The sequence below is a fragment of the Terrihabitans aquatilis genome, assembly GCF_052542005.1.
This window is the reverse complement of sequence record NZ_JBOCUO010000003.1, coordinates 327,168-342,022: the sequence shown is the minus strand read 5'-3', so window position 1 is coordinate 342,022 and position 14,855 is coordinate 327,168. Positions and strand designations below refer to the sequence as shown.

The window sequence follows — 14,855 nt, the reverse complement described above, 5'->3', positions numbered from 1 at the left end:
GCACTTGCTCAGTACTGGTAACGAAGCGTTGCGCCATAAATGTTCTGGCTGAAGGATTCGACATCCACGGCGCTCGTATCAAAATCGGTGTACCTGTAATCCAGGCTGACATTCCAATTGCGATTGACGAGATACTTGGCCGACAGACCCGCCTGCCAGGTTTCATCCTCCCGGTCTTCATCCTGGAAAGAATGATCGATATAGCGCAATGAGCTGGAAACAATAAGATTGCGCAGGACCTCATAATCCACAGCCACCCCAAGGGAGCTAATGACCAAGCTCGAACCGTCGCCATAGCCGGATTCACCAGCTTCCCGGCGCCCCGACAAAGTGGCCGTCCATAGGGGAGTAGCGAACCATTTCAGGTCGCCGCCAAAGGTGTAGGTCGAGATATCCTCAAGCTCGGGCGAATCGAAATTCTGAGCGAGATAACCGCCGTAAATCTCACCATGCAGAAGGCGCGATGCTTCGAACTTCACACCGCCACGAACTTGGTAGCCGTCGGAATCGAAGGTTTCATCATCGAATGCGCGGTTGTTATAAACCAATTCGGTGAAAACAGAGGTCAGCGGGCTGATGTCGTACCCGAGCCGAGCGCTTGTCGAGAGAACATCGTAATCAAGAAACTCATTGCCGGTGTATTCAACGCCATCGATCTCATCGAACTCGACCCGCGCAACTCCAACGCCAGTACCAAACCACAGCCGGTTGAAGCTCTTGCTGATGGCGAGGCGTGCGTCATAAACGTCACGTTTCACAGACTCATCGACCGCCACGATGGAATCCAACGCGCCCGGCTGCAGCAATTCGCTCTTGTATTCAAAACTCGGGAGGACGGCGAAGTCCCGTTGGATGTCGATGCGCCCCTTCGCGCCTGCGATGGCCTCAATCCGGTCGAACTCGTCGACGTCCGAATTGGAATAGGCGATCGCGTCGATGCCACCGTAAATTTCAAGCGAATGCCTGCTCCAGTTCGAGCGGACCTTCATCTCAGGCGTGAGATGATATTCGAACGAGCCGTCCTCATCAGCCGATGCACGAACATTGTCGTTGTAAAACACCGAGGCTGCGACCGAGGGAAAATAGGTAAAGCCACCCACCCGAATGCCGGCCGGGTCATAGGCCGGGCGGGCACGGTCCGCGACAGCGACCGGCCCAGTTTCCGCCGTATTTTCCGCGACGACGCTATCAGCTGCCAAAGCCGGCAGAACGAACCCGCTCGAACAGGCCACACCGGCGAGAACGATTGTGAATGCAGATGCTCTCAACATGGATCTACTTCCCGGCACGCAGTTTCGATCCACACTCAGTTGGGGCTCGCAAGCCCGCCTCCGAAATTGTCGTAGAATAAGGGCACGACGTAGTCGGGTGCGGTGCCGCGCGCCAAAAGAACCCTGAAGCCGCGCGCCTGAGCTATCCGGAATGCATCATCGCCACATTGCCCGGCAGCGGAGACAATCTCCGCATCGGCAGCGCGCCCTTCCGAATTCAACGCCAATTGGGCACCGGCCAAGGCGGAGGCGAGCAGTTCGATGTGTTGGGGGCCCGCATTCCGGGAAAGAGCCACCACATCACGCGCCATCTCGGGCGAACTGATCAGTAAAGCGACGAGCTCATCGTGCGATCCGCGCTCCACAACATCCAGAGCCGCAGGAGCGAAGGTCCCGGAGAAAGCGCAAACCTGAGCTGAAGGAGCGGCTTCTATAGAGGCAGGCAGGAACAATGATGCCGCTAAAGCGGCTGCAATGGCAGCAGAGAAGAATTTAGCCACGATCCAGCCCCCCCGACCAACATCAGGAGACTAGCACACGGACCGGCTCTGCGCAATTTTCACCAAGCTTATCTGTTTTCAATCAGAGGTTTTACTAAGTAAAAAACACAACCTGAGATACACTGTGCTAGCGGTTTTCCGTTCGCAATCTCCGATTAATGCAAGCCTCCGATTAGAAATATCGCTCTGGAACCCTGACAATATCTCCGGGCCCAATCTGAACATCGGGCGTTGCGGTGACTTTGCGCTCCTGCGCTTCGTGCGCTCTCTTCAGAAAGACGCTTTTCGTCTGCGCTCGATAGGTAAAGCCTCCCGCCGTGGCGACGGCAGACACGACATTCATTCCGTTGCGATACGGATATTCGCCGGGCTTGGTTACTTCGCCCATGATGAAGAACGGCCGGTAACTCTCCACCTGTACCGAAACCTTTGGATCTCGCAGATAACCGGATCGCAGTGCCGTGGTCAGAGCAGCAGCAAAGCCTTGGGGCGTCAGGCCTGCAGCCTGAACACGGCCGACAAGCGGGAAGTCCACCGCGCCGCTCGAATCGACCTCAAAATCACCGGTAAGATCGTTCTCGCCGAACACGATGATCTTCAGCTTATCGGCTGTTCCCAGAACATATTCGGATGTTGGCGCGACCGCAGACGAGCTCGAGACGCCACTTACAGGGCCGGAGGCGAGTTGTGACGGGGCCGTTTGACACGCCGCCAAGGCTATACAACCCAGTAAAGCAAGCGCTCGCGAAAGTCGTACAACTTTCATAACACAATCCCTACTTGTGTCGCGCGCTGAATACCGCGTCACAACTCGGGATTAACGAGCCTAACAGCAGACCGCAAGGGAGAACCCATTCAGTCGTTCTGCCGCTTACGTTGCAAGAATTTTGATCTTCCCTTCCTCCAGAACCACACAACTCAGATGACCGGTCAGAAACGCACCTGTGTCCACGTTGATGCGATTGGGCCTTACCTCCACTTCCGGCACAGGCGTGTGCCCGTGCACGACGATGCGGCCGAAATTAACTCCGCTGGTCAGGAACTCATCCCGGATCCACCTCATATCGCGCAGGTCCTGCCGATCCAGAGAGACCCCCGGGCGCACTCCTGCGTGGCAGAAGAAGTAGTCGTCGGTCAGCACCGCATCGCACAGATCGTTGAAGAAGGCCCGCTGCTCGGGAGTGAGCGCCGCGGCCATCGCGTCCGCCGCGTCTGCATATCCCCGGCCCATCATCATCTGCCGCGTGGACACGCCGTAAGAGTGCAGCATCTCCAGCCCGCCCTGCCTGCGCCAGGTTTCGGCGACGTCGGGTGTGCTGAGAAATGACTGAAAAATCTCCTCATGATTGCCCTTCAAGGCGATATGCGGTGCACCGAAAGGCTGTTCTACGAGCCGATCAATCACGCCCCTGGAGTTCGGGCCGCGATCGATGTGGTCTCCCAGCGTCACGACGAGACAGGATGCGGGGTCTATATCGCGCATATCGTCGTTAATCGCAGCGATCAATCGATCAAGAAGATCGAGCCGGCCATGGATATCGCCCATGGCATAGGTCCGGCGTGGCGACATGTCTCCCTCCAGACGCTCGATCATGGAAGCTCCTTCATACCCAACTGCCCCGCTCGGAGACTTCTAACCGGCTCCCTTCCGACAAACCACCGCAACTGAGCATTGCCGTCTTGCCGATACTTCAAGGGATCGATACTTTCAGCCTCGCGCGGGCGTAGTTCAGAGGTAGAACGTCAGCTTCCCAAGCTGAATGTCGTGGGTTCGATTCCCATCGCCCGCTCCAAGACAGCCTGCCGCCTCTGTTTTAACGATTTCGCGACTTGCTGAACGCGGATAGGCGCGCCATATGAGGCACACCCCTACGCATGAGGGCATCCTCAGGTTTTAATGCCCACTTTTTCCCCCGTTCTCCGCCGCCCCCTCGTGCTGGCATCGATCATGGCCTCTATGTTCATGATTGCCATCGAGGCGACGATCGTCTCCACTGCCATGCCGCAGATCGCGAGCCAGCTGGGCGATCTCCACCTGTATTCGTGGGTGTTTGCAGCCTTTCTCCTGAGCCAGACCGCAACCACGGTGGTGTTCGGTAAGCTGGCCGATCTTTACGGCCGCAAGCCCGTTCTGCTCGGTGGGCTCGCCGTTTTTCTCATCGGGTCGGCATTATGCGGTGCCGCTTGGTCGGTTCCTTCGCTGATTGCCTTCCGCCTGATCCAGGGCATCGGTGCCGGGGCGATCCAGCCGGTTGGTCTCACAGTGGTCGGCGATCTGTACTCGCTCGAGGAACGCGGCCGGGTGCAAGGCTACCTGGCCAGTGTCTGGGGAATCTCGTCAGTGCTCGGGCCGCTTGCAGGTGGCTTCATCATCCAGCATTTCGACTGGGCGTGGATCTTCTGGATCAACATACCGATCGCCATCATCGCCGCTGCGGGTTTCCTTACGTTTCTCCATGAAGACGTGAAGCGTGAGCGCCGTAGCGTCGATTTTATAGGTGCGGCCCTGTTTACGGTCGCGGTTGCCTCCATCATGACGGCGCTGACCGAGACCGGCACCGGAAATATACGCACAGCCACCGGGGCAGCGGTCTTATGCGTTGCGGCCATCGTCCTGTTCGTCCTTCAGGAGCGGCGTGCGCGTGAACCCATGATGGCCTTCGGCCTCTGGGTCCGCCGCCATATTGCCACTGCGAACCTCGCAACACTGCTCAGTGGCATGACGATCATCGGCCTGACCACGTTCCTGCCCATGTATGTGCAGGCCGTACTTGAGCAATCTCCACTCGTTGCAGGCTTCACGCTCACCGCTACGGTTCTCGGCTGGCCGATCGGTGCCACTCTCGCGGCTCGGAATTTCCGTCGCTTCGGATTGCGGCGGATGCTGTTGCTGGGCGCTTTGCTGCTCCCGTCGGGCGCAGCTGTTTTTCCCCTACTCAATCCGGGTTCATCACCGTGGCTTGCGGCCCTCGGATCGGTGATCGTCGGGCTCGGCATGGGCTTCCTGAGCAATTCCGCCATCGTGCTCATTCAAAGCAGTGTGGGCTGGACAGAACGTGGAGAGGCGACTGCCTCCAACATCTTTGCGCGGAACCTTGGGAGCACGCTCGGCGCCACGCTGCTCGGCGCGGTTTTCAACATCTCGCTGACGCGGCACGGGACCGACGGCGCTTTCGATTTCGAAGGCATACGCCGCCTGCTTGACCCGGCCACCATGGCCGCAAACTCGGACGTCCAGATAGCTCTTGCCCAGTCACTTCACGTGACCTTCATCGGCCTTTTCATCATCGCGCTGCTGACTCTGATCGTTTCCGCCTTCGTGCCATCGGGTCATGATCGCAGAGCCCCGGCAACGGCCTCACCCGATCCGGAAGTGCTTTGAGAGCTTGAGCCCCTGCGCCTGATAATTTGAGCCGAGGTCCTGCCCGTAGAGAGTCTCAGGTAATGCGGACAATCGTTCGTACACCAGGCGACCCACCGTCTGACCGTGTTCGAGGATAAACGGCACTTCGTGGCTTCGCACTTCCAGAACGGCACGAGCACCCCGTCCGCCGGCCGCCGCATGGCCGAAGCCGGGATCGAAGAAGCCCGCATAATGCACACGAAACTCTCCGACCAGCGGGTCAAACGGCACCATCTCGGCCGCATAAGCGGGCGGCACATGCACCGCCTCGCGCGACGCCAGGATATAGAATTCGCCGGGGTCGAGGACGAGCTTGCGATTTTTGGCCGACACGGGCTCCCAGAAATCGTCAACCTCGTAGCGGCCGGGCTGATCGACATCGATGACGGCGGTGTGCCGCTTGGCACGATAGCCGACGCGTCCGTCCGCCTCCGCTCCAGCCAAATCGACCGTCACGGAAATCCCGTCGCGGAGATCGGGCTGATCTGTATCGACCAGACGTTCGGAATTCTGAAGGCTGCGCATTTCACTCTCGTCAAGTCCGACATGGCCACGACGAAAGCGAATCTGGGACAGGCGCGAGCCGGTTCGAACGAGCACCGGGAACGTTCGGGGGCTGATCTCTGCCCACAACGGACCGACATAGCCAGTGGGCAGGCTGTCGAAGCCGCGCACACCGTCCGCAATCACTCTGGTGAAAACGTCGAGGCGGCCGGTGGAGCTTTTCGGATTAGTGGTGGCCTGCATGCCCTCCGGCAAGGACAGGCTTTCCAGAAGCGGAACCAGATAGACGCAGCCGGTCTCTAGCACCGCGCCGTCCACAAGGCTGAATTCATGCATCAGCACGTCATCGAGACGCTGGCGTACGGTTTGGCCCGGACCAGGCAGGAAGCTGGCGCGCACCCTGTAGGCGCAGGTACCGAGACGCAAATCGAGGCTCGCCGGCTGGATTTGCCGCTCTACCGCAGGGGTTTCCAGCCTGACGGAGCCGGCAGCAATAAGATCGCGAATGGCCTGAGCCGGCGCAATGCCCGGGTCGAATTTGTTATCGCCGCTCATGAGTTCCGCCTGTCGCTGTCATGCAGCCTCTTAGCAACCCCTCCGATTGACGCCAAGCGGAAGCGGGAGTAGAGCCACCGGGGTTCCGTGGTGATTTGAGCCGGCCGGCTTGCAGCCACGTAAAATAACTCGCTAAAAGGCCGTCGCGCTGATGTATTTCATATGCTTCGCGCAGCGGCCCAGACATGAGGTGTCCGCGTGTCCAACAAGCCCCCTCTTCCCGCCCGCAAGTTGAAGCCTGCGACCATCGCAGTGCACGAAGGCGGTCTGCGCAGCCAGTATGGCGAGACGGCCGAAGCCCTGTTTCTGACGCAGGGTTACGTCTACAATTCCATGGAGCAGGCGGAAGCCCGTTTCACCGGTGCCGATGCCGGCTTCCAATATTCGCGTTTCTCCAATCCGACGGTCTCGATGTTTGAGACACGGATGGCGGCCCTCGAAGGTGCGGAAGAAGCACGCGCCACTGCGACAGGCATGGCTGCTGTAAGCGCCTCGATGCTCAGCTTCGTCAATGCGGGCGAACATATCGTCGCGGCCAAGGCACTGTTCGGATCCTGCCGCTATATCGTCGAGGATCTGGCGCCGCGCTTCGGCATCAGTTCGACGCTCGTTGACGGCACCGATCTCGACCAATGGCAAAAGGCTGTTCGTCCGAACACGAAGGCGTTCTTCCTTGAGACGCCAACCAATCCGACACTCGACATCCTCGATATCGGCGCGATTGCCGAAATTGCCCATTCTGCTGGTGCGAAGCTGATCGTGGATAACGTTTTCGCAACGCCGATCTTCCAGAAGCCGCTGGAGCTTGGCGCCGACATCGTCTGCTATTCGGCCACCAAGCACATCGACGGGCAGGGTCGTACGCTCGGCGGCGTCGTGCTCGGCAGCACCGAATACATATCCGGATCGCTGCAGATGTTTCTGCGGCAGACCGGACCTTCGCTGTCTCCGTTCAATGCTTGGGTGATGCTGAAGAGCCTGGAGACACTTGCCATCCGCGTCGGGCGGCAGGCCGAGAGCGCAGCCCGCATCGCGGATTTCCTCGCCGATCATCCGAAGGTTCAGCGCGTGCTGTATCCCTTCCGCGACGATCATCCGCATGTCGAGCTGGCCCGCCGCCAGATGAGTGGCGGCTCCACTCTCGTCACGTTCGACGTCGAGGGGTCGAAAGCGGAAGCATTTCGCTTCGGCGGCGCATTGGGCATCGTCAAGATCACGAACAATCTGGGCGACGCGAAGAGCCTGATCACGCATCCCGCCACCACTACGCATCAGCGTCTGTCAGCCGAGGCTCGCGCGGAGCTGGGCATTTCCGATGCCATGCTGCGTCTTTCGGTCGGACTGGAGGATTGCGACGATCTGATCGAAGATCTGTCAATCGCATTGGACGCAATCTGACGCGTTCTTTGAGCCATCTTTGTGTATGACCATGCCATGTACAGCGCCACGACCCGCGATATCCAGATCACCGTCACGCCGAAATTCCTGACCCATGAATCGGCGCCGGAAAAGGCCCACTTTGTTTGGGCCTATTCCATCGACATCGAAAACCATGGCGGAAGCACGGTTCAGCTGTTGTCCCGCTATTGGCGCATCGTGGACGGCAGCGGACGGGTGCAGGAAGTCGAGGGCGCCGGCGTCGTGGGAGAACAGCCCGTTCTGCCTCCGGGCGAAAGTTTCTCCTACACGAGCGGAGTACCATTGACGACGCCAACCGGATTCATGGCCGGGCGTTACGTCATGGAAACGGAGGCGGGAGAACGCTTCGACGTCGAGGTTCCCGCCTTCTCGCTGGACAGCTCCGACGATTACCGCGTTTTTCACTAGCGGCATTTTTGCTTCACATAGGGCAGGATAAACTCTCACGCCCTGTCCGCTCCGGTTCCGAATTGATCGATTTTCGTCCTGTTCTTCGCATCCTCGGAGCGTTCATCACCCTGCTCGGGCTGCTGATGCTGCTTCCGGCAGCGGCCGATCTTTTCGCCGGCTCCAATGATTGGCGTGTCTTCGCAGCCTCAAGCGGCCTGTCGGTCTTTCTCGGCTTCGCACTCTACACGTCGGCCAGGACCGGCGAGAAAACCACCCTTTCCATCCGCCAGACATTCCTGGTGACGGTATTATCGTGGATCGTTTTGGCAGGATTTGCGGCTTTGCCCTTCATGTGGGGCGAGATCGATCTCAGTTTCTCCGCCGCCTATTTCGAGGCCATGTCCGGCCTCACCACAACCGGCGGCACCGTTCTGGCCGGGCTCGACGACATGCCGCCCGGACTGCTGCTCTGGCGTGCCGTGATGCATTTCTATGGCGGCATCGGAATAGTCGTGATGGCCATTGCCGTCTTGCCAATGCTGCGCGTCGGCGGCATGCAGATGTTCCGATCGGAAAGTTCGGACCGGTCGGAGAAGATCTTTCCCGGCGCTGCGCAGATCGCGGGTTCAATCTTCGGCGTGTATCTGACGCTGAACCTGCTTTGTGCCGTGGCTTATATGATCGCGGGGATGGAGCCGTTCGACGCCCTTCTGCACGGGATGTCGACCGTGGCAGCCGGCGGGTTCTCCAGCTATGACAAGTCGCTGGGATATTTCCAGAATCCCGCAATCGAATGGGTCGCCGTCGTCTTCATGCTCGCGGCCTGCCTGCCCTTCGTTCTCTACGTCCATGCCGTGCGTGGGCGGCCGGGACGGCTCATCCACAGCTCCGAGGTGCGCACCTTCTTCGGCATCGTTGCAGGCGCCACCGCGGCCTTATGGCTCTACCTCGTAACCCAGGACATCCAGGAGCCCGGACTCGCTCTGAGGAATGCGGCATTCCATGTTGCCAGCGTCATTTCCACCACCGGTCTCGCCACACAGGATTACTCGGACTGGGGCGCCTTCGCCGACGTCACCTTTTTCCTGCTGATGTTCGTGGGCGGCTGCACCGGATCCCCGGCCGGAGGCATCAAGATTCTGCGTCTTCTCATCATGAGCAAGGCGGTCACGCAGCAATTGCGTCGCATGCTTTATCCCAGCGGCGTGTTCCCGATCGTCTTCCAAGGCCACCCCGTCCCGGACGATGTGGTCCGTTCCGTCGCCACCTTCACGATCGTCTATCTCGTCGCTTTCGCACTGATCTCGCTGGGCCTGTCAGCCACTGGACTCGATTTCCGAACCGCGCTCTCGGCAGGCGCCGGCAATCTTTCGAATGCCGGGCCCGGCCTCGGCCCGATCGTCGGGCCTGTCGGCAATTACAGCTCGCTCACTCCCCCGGCCCTGTGGCTGCTCTCCTTCGCCATGTTGATCGGCCGTCTGGAGATTTTCACGGTGCTGGTGCTTTTCCTACCCCGCTTCTGGCGGCCATAAAGGCAGGCATGATTACGCAGCCCTCACCCTCCATCATCGCCATCCTGGAAAAGCTGGTCTCATTCGACACGACAAGCGACCGCTCCAATCTAGAGCTGATCGGGTGGGTCCAGAATTATCTCGCGGATGCCGGCGTTGCCGCAACCGTCGTTCCGAATGCCTCCGGCACGAAAGCGCTCCTGTTCGCCCGTATCGGACCGGAAGATGTTCCGGCGCTTGCTTTGTCGGCCCATACCGACGTCGTTCCGGTGTCGGGTCAGGAATGGTCGAGCGATCCCTTTGTGCTCACCCTCCGGGACGATCGTCTGTATGGCCGTGGAGCCTGCGACATGAAGGGCTTCATCGCGGTCGTCCTGGCGGCCGTGCCCGCTCTGCGGGCTGCCTCCCTAAAGCGCCCCGTCCAGATCGTGCTGACTTACGATGAGGAGACCACGATGGACGGCGTGGCCGATGCGCTACGCGCGCTCGGAATGGCCTGGCAACCTCCCCACGCCGTCATCGTGGGCGAACCGACATCCATGAGGGTCGTCGACGCGCATTTGTCGATCGCAGGCGTGCGCATGGACATCACAGGACGAGCTGCTCATTCGAGTCTGCCTCATCTCGGCGCAAGCGCCGTTCTGGCGGCGCATGAGATCATCGGCGAATTGCAGGCCATAGCTGCTGAATTCCGTGACGCGGGTGACCCCACCGGCCGGTTCACGCCTCCTCATTCCACGCTGAATATCGGCCGCATAGAGGGCGGAAGCGCGCACAATATCGTGCCGGTCAATTGCAGTCTCGAATTCAGCATGCGCGGTGTTCCGGGCTGCGATATCGACGCAGCCGTCGATCGGATCATTTCCTTTGCCTTGGGTCCGGTGTTGCAGCGTTTGCAAGAAACAGCTCCGGAAGCGCGGATCGCGATCGATCGCTGGCTGGTCGCCGCCGCGCTCGCACCAGATCCGGGATCACCGGCCGAGCGGATCGCGCTGCGGTTAGCGGAAGCCAACGACACCACAACCGTCGCCTATGCCACGGAAGCCGGCGCTTTCCAGCGCGCGGGTCTGCCTGTTGTGGTGTGCGGACCGGGTTCGATAGATCAGGCCCACACACCGGACGAGTACATAGAGCTCAGCCAACTGGCGGCCGGCGAAGCGTTCATGGCCCGACTTATCCGGGAATGCTCCGCCGCACCACTTTAGCGTCGAACCATTCAGCTGTCGGCTATCTCCACCTCGGCGGGCGTGACCACATAACGTTCCGAGCAGAACTCGCAAGTCACGGTGATGACGCCATCGTCACCCACCATTTCGCGGCGATCGTCATCCGGAAAGCTCTTCAGCATGCCGAGAATCCGGTCGCGGGAGCAGGAGCAGGATTCCCGAACGGGCTGAGAATCGAAGACGCGCACGCCGCGTTCATGGAACAGCCGATAAAGGAGATCCTGGCTGGAAATGGTCGGATCGATCAATTCATGATCTTCGATCGTGCCGACCAAAAACTGGGCCTCGTTCCAGGCGTCCTCATCCTCGGCTTCAGGCACATCAACGCCTTCTGGCGCGTCGCCGGGCGGAAGGTCACGCGCTCGCACGCCTTCGCCGGCCGCCGGCAAAAACTGCACGAGCAGTCCTCCGGCGCGCCACGTCATCGTGCGCTCCTCGGTGCTGGCATCGAAGGCTTCCGCGACAGCAAGCCGGACGCGGGTCGGGATCTGTTCCGATTGCTGAAAATAAGTATGCGCCGCCGCCTCGAGACCCTGCCCTTCGAGCGGTACGATACCCTGATAACGGTTCATCTCGTTGCCCGGGTCGATCGTCAGAGCGAGATGACCCTTACCGAGCAGATCGCCATCAAGCGACACGTCGGCTGTTGCGAGCCTCTCGGCGTCAAAACGCGCATAGGCCCTCAGACTGTCTGGCGCCTTGTAATCGACGACCAGCATGTCGATCACGCCATCGGTCTTGGCCTGCAATTGGAAGCGGCCCTCGATCTTGAGCGAAGATCCCAGAAGCGCCGTCAGAACCACGGCCTCTCCGAGCACTTTGGAGACAGAAGCGGGATAAGCATGCCGCGCCAGCATCGCGTCGACGGACGGCCCCAGCCGCACGACGCGACCGCGCACATCCAGGCCTTCGACCTGAAAAGGAAGAACGCTGTCGTCAGCAGAAAGCAGAAGAGTCATCGGATTCCATCGCTTGAAGGGCTCACCCCCTACAGAGCGTCGAAACACCAGGCGAGCACGCCCTTTTGGGCATGGAGGCGGTTCTCCGCCTCGTCGTAGACCGCGGATTGCGGTCCGTCGATGACTTCGTCTGTGACTTCTTCGCCCCGATGGGCAGGCAGGCAATGCAGGAATATGGCATCGGGGGCTGCCAATTTCATCAGGGCCGGATCGACGCGATATGGGCACAGCAATTCCAGCCGCCGCTCTCGGTCGACATCGCCCATGGAAACCCAGGAATCCGTAATGACGCAATCAGCTCCGGCCACGGCCTCACGCGGATCGTTGGTCAGATGAAGCGTTGCCCCCTCCTCCCGCGCCCGGGAGACCAACCCCTCAGCCGGGGCAAACTCCGCTGGCGTGCCGACGATCATTTCGAAGTCGAGCTTGGCCGCAGCATGCATCCATGATGCGAGCACATTGTTGGAGTCACCAACCCAGGAGATCTTGCGGCCCGCGATCGATCCGCACCGTTCCTCGAATGTCAGAATATCCGCCAGCACCTGACACGGATGCGACTTCTTGGTCAGGCCGTTGATCACGGGAACGCTGGCGTAATGCGCAAGCTCCAGCAGCAAATCGTGGCTCAGCGCACGCACCATGATCGCATCGACAAAGCGCGAGAGCACCCGTGCCGTATCCTTCAATGCCTCGCGTTCGCCAAGTTCGATCTCCTTGCCGGTCACCATGATCGGAGAACCACCCAGATCGTTGATCCCGACCTCGAAGGACATCCGCGTGCGTAGCGACGGTTGTTCGAACACGAGGGCAATATTCCTGCCGGCGAGAAACCGCCGTTCCACAGCAACCGGGGTGTGACGCTGCGCCTTCATGGTGACTGCCGCATCAAGAATCGACCGGACATCGCCCGGTGACAGATCGGCGATGTCGATAAAATGCCGGACGCCGTTCACAATAATATCCTACTCGGCAGCGCTGCGCCCGGAGGCAAGCTTCGTTTCCAGATCACTCAAGGCCGCGTCCATGCGCTCGATCGCGCCGTTCAGATCGTTTTCCTCGATCGTAAGAGGCGGCAGCAAACGCACGACATTGTCGCCGGCTGGCACCGTCAGCACATGATGCGCGGCGAAAGCCGAAACCACGTCGCCCGGCGCCAGATGGCAGCGCAAGCCGATCATCAATCCCTCGCCACGGATCTCGGCGACGAGCGCGGGATGCCGATCGGCCAGCGCCGCGAGCTTCTGCTTCAGCAGAAGCCCCTTGTGCTGCACGCCATCGAGGAAGCCCGGCGCCAGCATCACATCGAGTACGGCATTGCCAACCGCCATGGCGAGCGGATTGCCGCCGAACGTGCTGCCATGGGCTCCCGCAACCATTCCCTGGGCCGCGCGGTGTGTAGCGAGGCAGGCCCCAAGCGGGAATCCGCCGCCAATCCCCTTGGCCAAGCTCATGATATCCGGTGTGACGCCTGATATCTCATAGGCGAACAAATGACCTGTCCGGCCCATGCCACTCTGCACTTCGTCGAAGATAAGCAGCAGATCGTGCTTGTCGCAAATCTCGCGAAGTAGACGGAGGAACGGAGCGGGCACGGCTTTTATGCCGCTCTCGCCCTGCACAGGCTCGATGATAATCGCCGCCGTTTCTGGCCCGATCGCTGCGCGCAAAGCCGCTTCATCGCCCACATCGACGTGGGGAAATCCCGGCACGATAGGGCCGAACCCTTCGAGATGCTTCTGATTGCCGCCGGCCGCGATCGTCGCCAAGGTCCGTCCGTGAAAGGCGCCATTGAACGCGATGACTTGCCAGCGCTCGGGATGGTCGTTTGCACTCTGGAACTTGCGGGCCATCTTGATAGCCGCCTCGTTCGCCTCAGCGCCTGAATTCGCGAAGAACACCACGTCCGCGAAGCTTGCTTCGGCTAGGCGCGCCGCCAGCCGTTCGCCTTCTGGAATGCGATAAAGGTTCGACGTGTGCCAAAGCTTCGCCGCCTGTCCTTGGAGCGTGGAGACAAGATGCGGGTGAGCATGCCCCAACGCATTCACTGCGATGCCGGCACCGAAATCGAGATAACGCTCGCCGTTGCCAGTAACGAGCCAAGGCCCCTCACCATGGTCGAATGCGAGCTCGAGGCGAGCAAAAACGGGCAGCAGCGAAGAGTTCGCAGTCACGGCGCCCTCAAAGAAAAAGCAGGACAAAAAATAGAAAGGCGCCGCCCAGGCCCGAGCGGCACCTCATCTGAAACAATTTTAAAGGCTGGAGTCTCTCTGTCAATCGCAGGAGCCGAGCTCTAGCGCGTTGATTTGACTCCAGACTCGAGTTTGGAATGCCGAGTTTTCCCGACAGCTGGGGAAAACAGCACGTTCCCCTTTCGGACTCTTGCGACCGAGTCCGTGCATATTGTAGTTTAGATCTCGTTAAGCACGACATCTCGTGCGCAGAACTTCAATCGAACCACTAGAGACAGTGTTTCGGTTTCCCGACCAATGGCCGGGAGCCTGAGCAAATGGATTCTGGCTGCGACCACACGACAGGGGTGCCGCAATGAATTGGACGGACGAGCGAGTCGAGCTGCTCAAGAAGCTCTGGACGGATGGACTGAGCGCCAGCCAGATCGCGGCCGAGCTGGGTGGCGGTGTCACCCGCAATGCTGTGATTGGCAAGGTCCATCGCCTGGGTCTTTCTGGACGCGCGAAGACGGTTACCAGCGCCCCTCAGCGCCCGCGCAAACCACGAGCGCCGTCTCATCCATCGACCACGACGTCCGGTCTTTACCGGGTGCAGGGAACGACGGCCCTTGCTCCGGTGGCAGTAGCCGCGCCCGACCTCGAACCCTTGCCGGCTGTTGCACCGCGCGCCCATCTGGAAGCGGTCAGCTGCGAGCGCGTGACGATCATGGACCTGCGCGAAAGCATGTGCCGGTGGCCGATCGGCGATCCCGGCCGGGAAGATTTCCGCTTCTGCGGAGCACGCTCGGACGCCGGAATCCCGTATTGCAATTATCACTCCCAGCTGGCGTATCAGCCCAGCATCGATCGTCGGCGCCGCACGGCCGCCTGATCATCAAAGCCCAAAAGAAAAAGCCGCGGAAACGCGGCTTTTTCTTTGACGATCACG

The 14,855-nt window shown here is 60.2% G+C and carries 14 protein-coding genes, 1 tRNA gene and 1 riboswitch; of the genes, 7 read left to right on the top strand and 8 right to left on the bottom strand.

All coding sequences use genetic code 11. The features are described from left to right. Positions 1–8: 8 nt before the first annotated feature. The 4 genes from ACQ6S1_RS12540 to ACQ6S1_RS12525 form a co-directional block, all read right to left on the bottom strand. Positions 9–1,271: an outer membrane beta-barrel protein gene (locus tag ACQ6S1_RS12540; protein ID WP_445041548.1), complete on the bottom strand. Its 1,263-nt coding sequence runs from the start codon at positions 1,269–1,271 to the stop codon at positions 9–11. A 35-nt stretch (positions 1,272–1,306) separates the two neighbouring features. Further along, positions 1,307–1,771: a hypothetical protein gene (locus ACQ6S1_RS12535; RefSeq protein ID WP_445041547.1), complete on the bottom strand. Its 465-nt coding sequence runs from the start codon at positions 1,769–1,771 to the stop codon at positions 1,307–1,309. A gap of 172 nt (positions 1,772–1,943) precedes the next feature. After that, positions 1,944–2,537 carry a polysaccharide biosynthesis/export family protein gene (locus ACQ6S1_RS12530; protein ID WP_445041546.1) on the bottom strand — a complete coding sequence of 198 codons (594 nt, stop codon included), beginning with the start codon at positions 2,535–2,537 and terminating at the stop codon, positions 1,944–1,946. Positions 2,538–2,642: 105 nt separating this feature from the next. Next, positions 2,643–3,365 carry a metallophosphoesterase family protein gene (locus ACQ6S1_RS12525; RefSeq protein ID WP_445041545.1) on the bottom strand — a complete coding sequence of 241 codons (723 nt, stop codon included), beginning with the start codon at positions 3,363–3,365 and terminating at the stop codon, positions 2,643–2,645. A gap of 124 nt (positions 3,366–3,489) precedes the next feature. Between ACQ6S1_RS12525 and ACQ6S1_RS12520 the strand changes: the two genes are divergently transcribed. Both ACQ6S1_RS12520 and ACQ6S1_RS12515 read left to right on the top strand, forming a co-directional pair. Further along, positions 3,490–3,564 (top strand) — tRNA-Gly (locus ACQ6S1_RS12520). A gap of 104 nt (positions 3,565–3,668) precedes the next feature. Continuing rightward, entirely contained in the window at positions 3,669–5,153 is a 1,485-nt protein-coding gene (locus ACQ6S1_RS12515; RefSeq protein WP_445041544.1) for an MDR family MFS transporter, read from the top strand. Here the strand turns inward: ACQ6S1_RS12515 and ACQ6S1_RS12510 are convergent. Continuing rightward, entirely contained in the window at positions 5,130–6,233 is a 1,104-nt protein-coding gene (locus tag ACQ6S1_RS12510; RefSeq protein ID WP_445041543.1) for a 2'-deoxycytidine 5'-triphosphate deaminase, read from the bottom strand. The genes ACQ6S1_RS12515 and ACQ6S1_RS12510 overlap by 24 nt on opposite strands. A 77-nt stretch (positions 6,234–6,310) precedes the next feature. Continuing rightward, positions 6,311–6,389: riboswitch (SAM riboswitch) on the top strand. Between the two features lie 42 nt (positions 6,390–6,431). Here ACQ6S1_RS12510 and ACQ6S1_RS12505 point away from each other — a divergent pair. From ACQ6S1_RS12505 to argE, 4 genes are all read left to right on the top strand, one after another. Then, on the top strand, positions 6,432–7,631 hold the full coding sequence (locus ACQ6S1_RS12505) for an O-succinylhomoserine sulfhydrylase (RefSeq protein ID WP_445041542.1): 1,200 nt from the start codon (positions 6,432–6,434) through the stop codon (positions 7,629–7,631). 36 nt (positions 7,632–7,667) lie between these two features. Beyond that, entirely contained in the window at positions 7,668–8,060 is a 393-nt protein-coding gene (gene apaG / locus ACQ6S1_RS12500) for a Co2+/Mg2+ efflux facilitator ApaG/CorD (protein WP_445041541.1), read from the top strand. A gap of 62 nt (positions 8,061–8,122) precedes the next feature. Next, positions 8,123–9,574 carry a TrkH family potassium uptake protein gene (locus ACQ6S1_RS12495; RefSeq protein ID WP_445041540.1) on the top strand — a complete coding sequence of 484 codons (1,452 nt, stop codon included), beginning with the start codon at positions 8,123–8,125 and terminating at the stop codon, positions 9,572–9,574. Between the two features lie 8 nt (positions 9,575–9,582). Further along, positions 9,583–10,758 (top strand): acetylornithine deacetylase, encoded by a 1,176-nt coding sequence (gene argE / locus ACQ6S1_RS12490; RefSeq protein WP_445041539.1) that lies wholly within the window; start codon positions 9,583–9,585, stop codon positions 10,756–10,758. 11 nt (positions 10,759–10,769) lie between these two features. Here the strand turns inward: argE and ACQ6S1_RS12485 are convergent, their stop codons facing one another. Genes ACQ6S1_RS12485 through ACQ6S1_RS12475 form a run of 3 tightly spaced genes read right to left on the bottom strand, consistent with a single transcriptional unit; the run spans position 10,770 to position 13,909 of the window. After that, positions 10,770–11,738: an Hsp33 family molecular chaperone gene (locus ACQ6S1_RS12485; protein ID WP_445041538.1), complete on the bottom strand. Its 969-nt coding sequence runs from the start codon at positions 11,736–11,738 to the stop codon at positions 10,770–10,772. Between the two features lie 29 nt (positions 11,739–11,767). Beyond that, positions 11,768–12,694, bottom strand: a complete 927-nt coding sequence (gene argF / locus ACQ6S1_RS12480) for an ornithine carbamoyltransferase (protein ID WP_445042019.1) — start codon at positions 12,692–12,694, stop codon at positions 11,768–11,770. A gap of 6 nt (positions 12,695–12,700) precedes the next feature. Continuing rightward, positions 12,701–13,909 (bottom strand): aspartate aminotransferase family protein, encoded by a 1,209-nt coding sequence (locus tag ACQ6S1_RS12475; protein WP_445041537.1) that lies wholly within the window; start codon positions 13,907–13,909, stop codon positions 12,701–12,703. 373 nt (positions 13,910–14,282) lie between these two features. On the opposite strand from ACQ6S1_RS12475, the gene ACQ6S1_RS12470 reads away from it, so the two are divergent. Continuing rightward, the gene (locus ACQ6S1_RS12470; RefSeq protein ID WP_445041536.1) at positions 14,283–14,798 is read left to right on the top strand and encodes a GcrA family cell cycle regulator; all 516 of its coding nucleotides are present in this window, start codon (positions 14,283–14,285) and stop codon (positions 14,796–14,798) included. Positions 14,799–14,855 lie beyond the last annotated feature (57 nt).

Excerpts from the sequence above, each read along its gene's own strand:
- apaG (WP_445041541.1), top strand. The coding sequence starts at position 7,668 with ATGTACAGCGCCACGACCCGCGATATCCAGATCACCGTCACGCCGAAA.
- ACQ6S1_RS12525 (WP_445041545.1), bottom strand. The coding sequence starts at position 3,365 with ATGATCGAGCGTCTGGAGGGAGACATGTCGCCACGCCGGACCTATGCC.
- ACQ6S1_RS12540 (WP_445041548.1), bottom strand. The coding sequence starts at position 1,271 with ATGTTGAGAGCATCTGCATTCACAATCGTTCTCGCCGGTGTGGCCTGT.
- ACQ6S1_RS12485 (WP_445041538.1), bottom strand. The coding sequence starts at position 11,738 with ATGACTCTTCTGCTTTCTGCTGACGACAGCGTTCTTCCTTTTCAGGTC.
- ACQ6S1_RS12530 (WP_445041546.1), bottom strand. The coding sequence starts at position 2,537 with ATGAAAGTTGTACGACTTTCGCGAGCGCTTGCTTTACTGGGTTGTATA.
- ACQ6S1_RS12515 (WP_445041544.1), top strand. The coding sequence starts at position 3,669 with ATGCCCACTTTTTCCCCCGTTCTCCGCCGCCCCCTCGTGCTGGCATCG.
- ACQ6S1_RS12470 (WP_445041536.1), top strand. The coding sequence starts at position 14,283 with ATGAATTGGACGGACGAGCGAGTCGAGCTGCTCAAGAAGCTCTGGACG.
- argE (WP_445041539.1), top strand. The coding sequence starts at position 9,583 with ATGATTACGCAGCCCTCACCCTCCATCATCGCCATCCTGGAAAAGCTG.
- ACQ6S1_RS12510 (WP_445041543.1), bottom strand. The coding sequence starts at position 6,233 with ATGAGCGGCGATAACAAATTCGACCCGGGCATTGCGCCGGCTCAGGCC.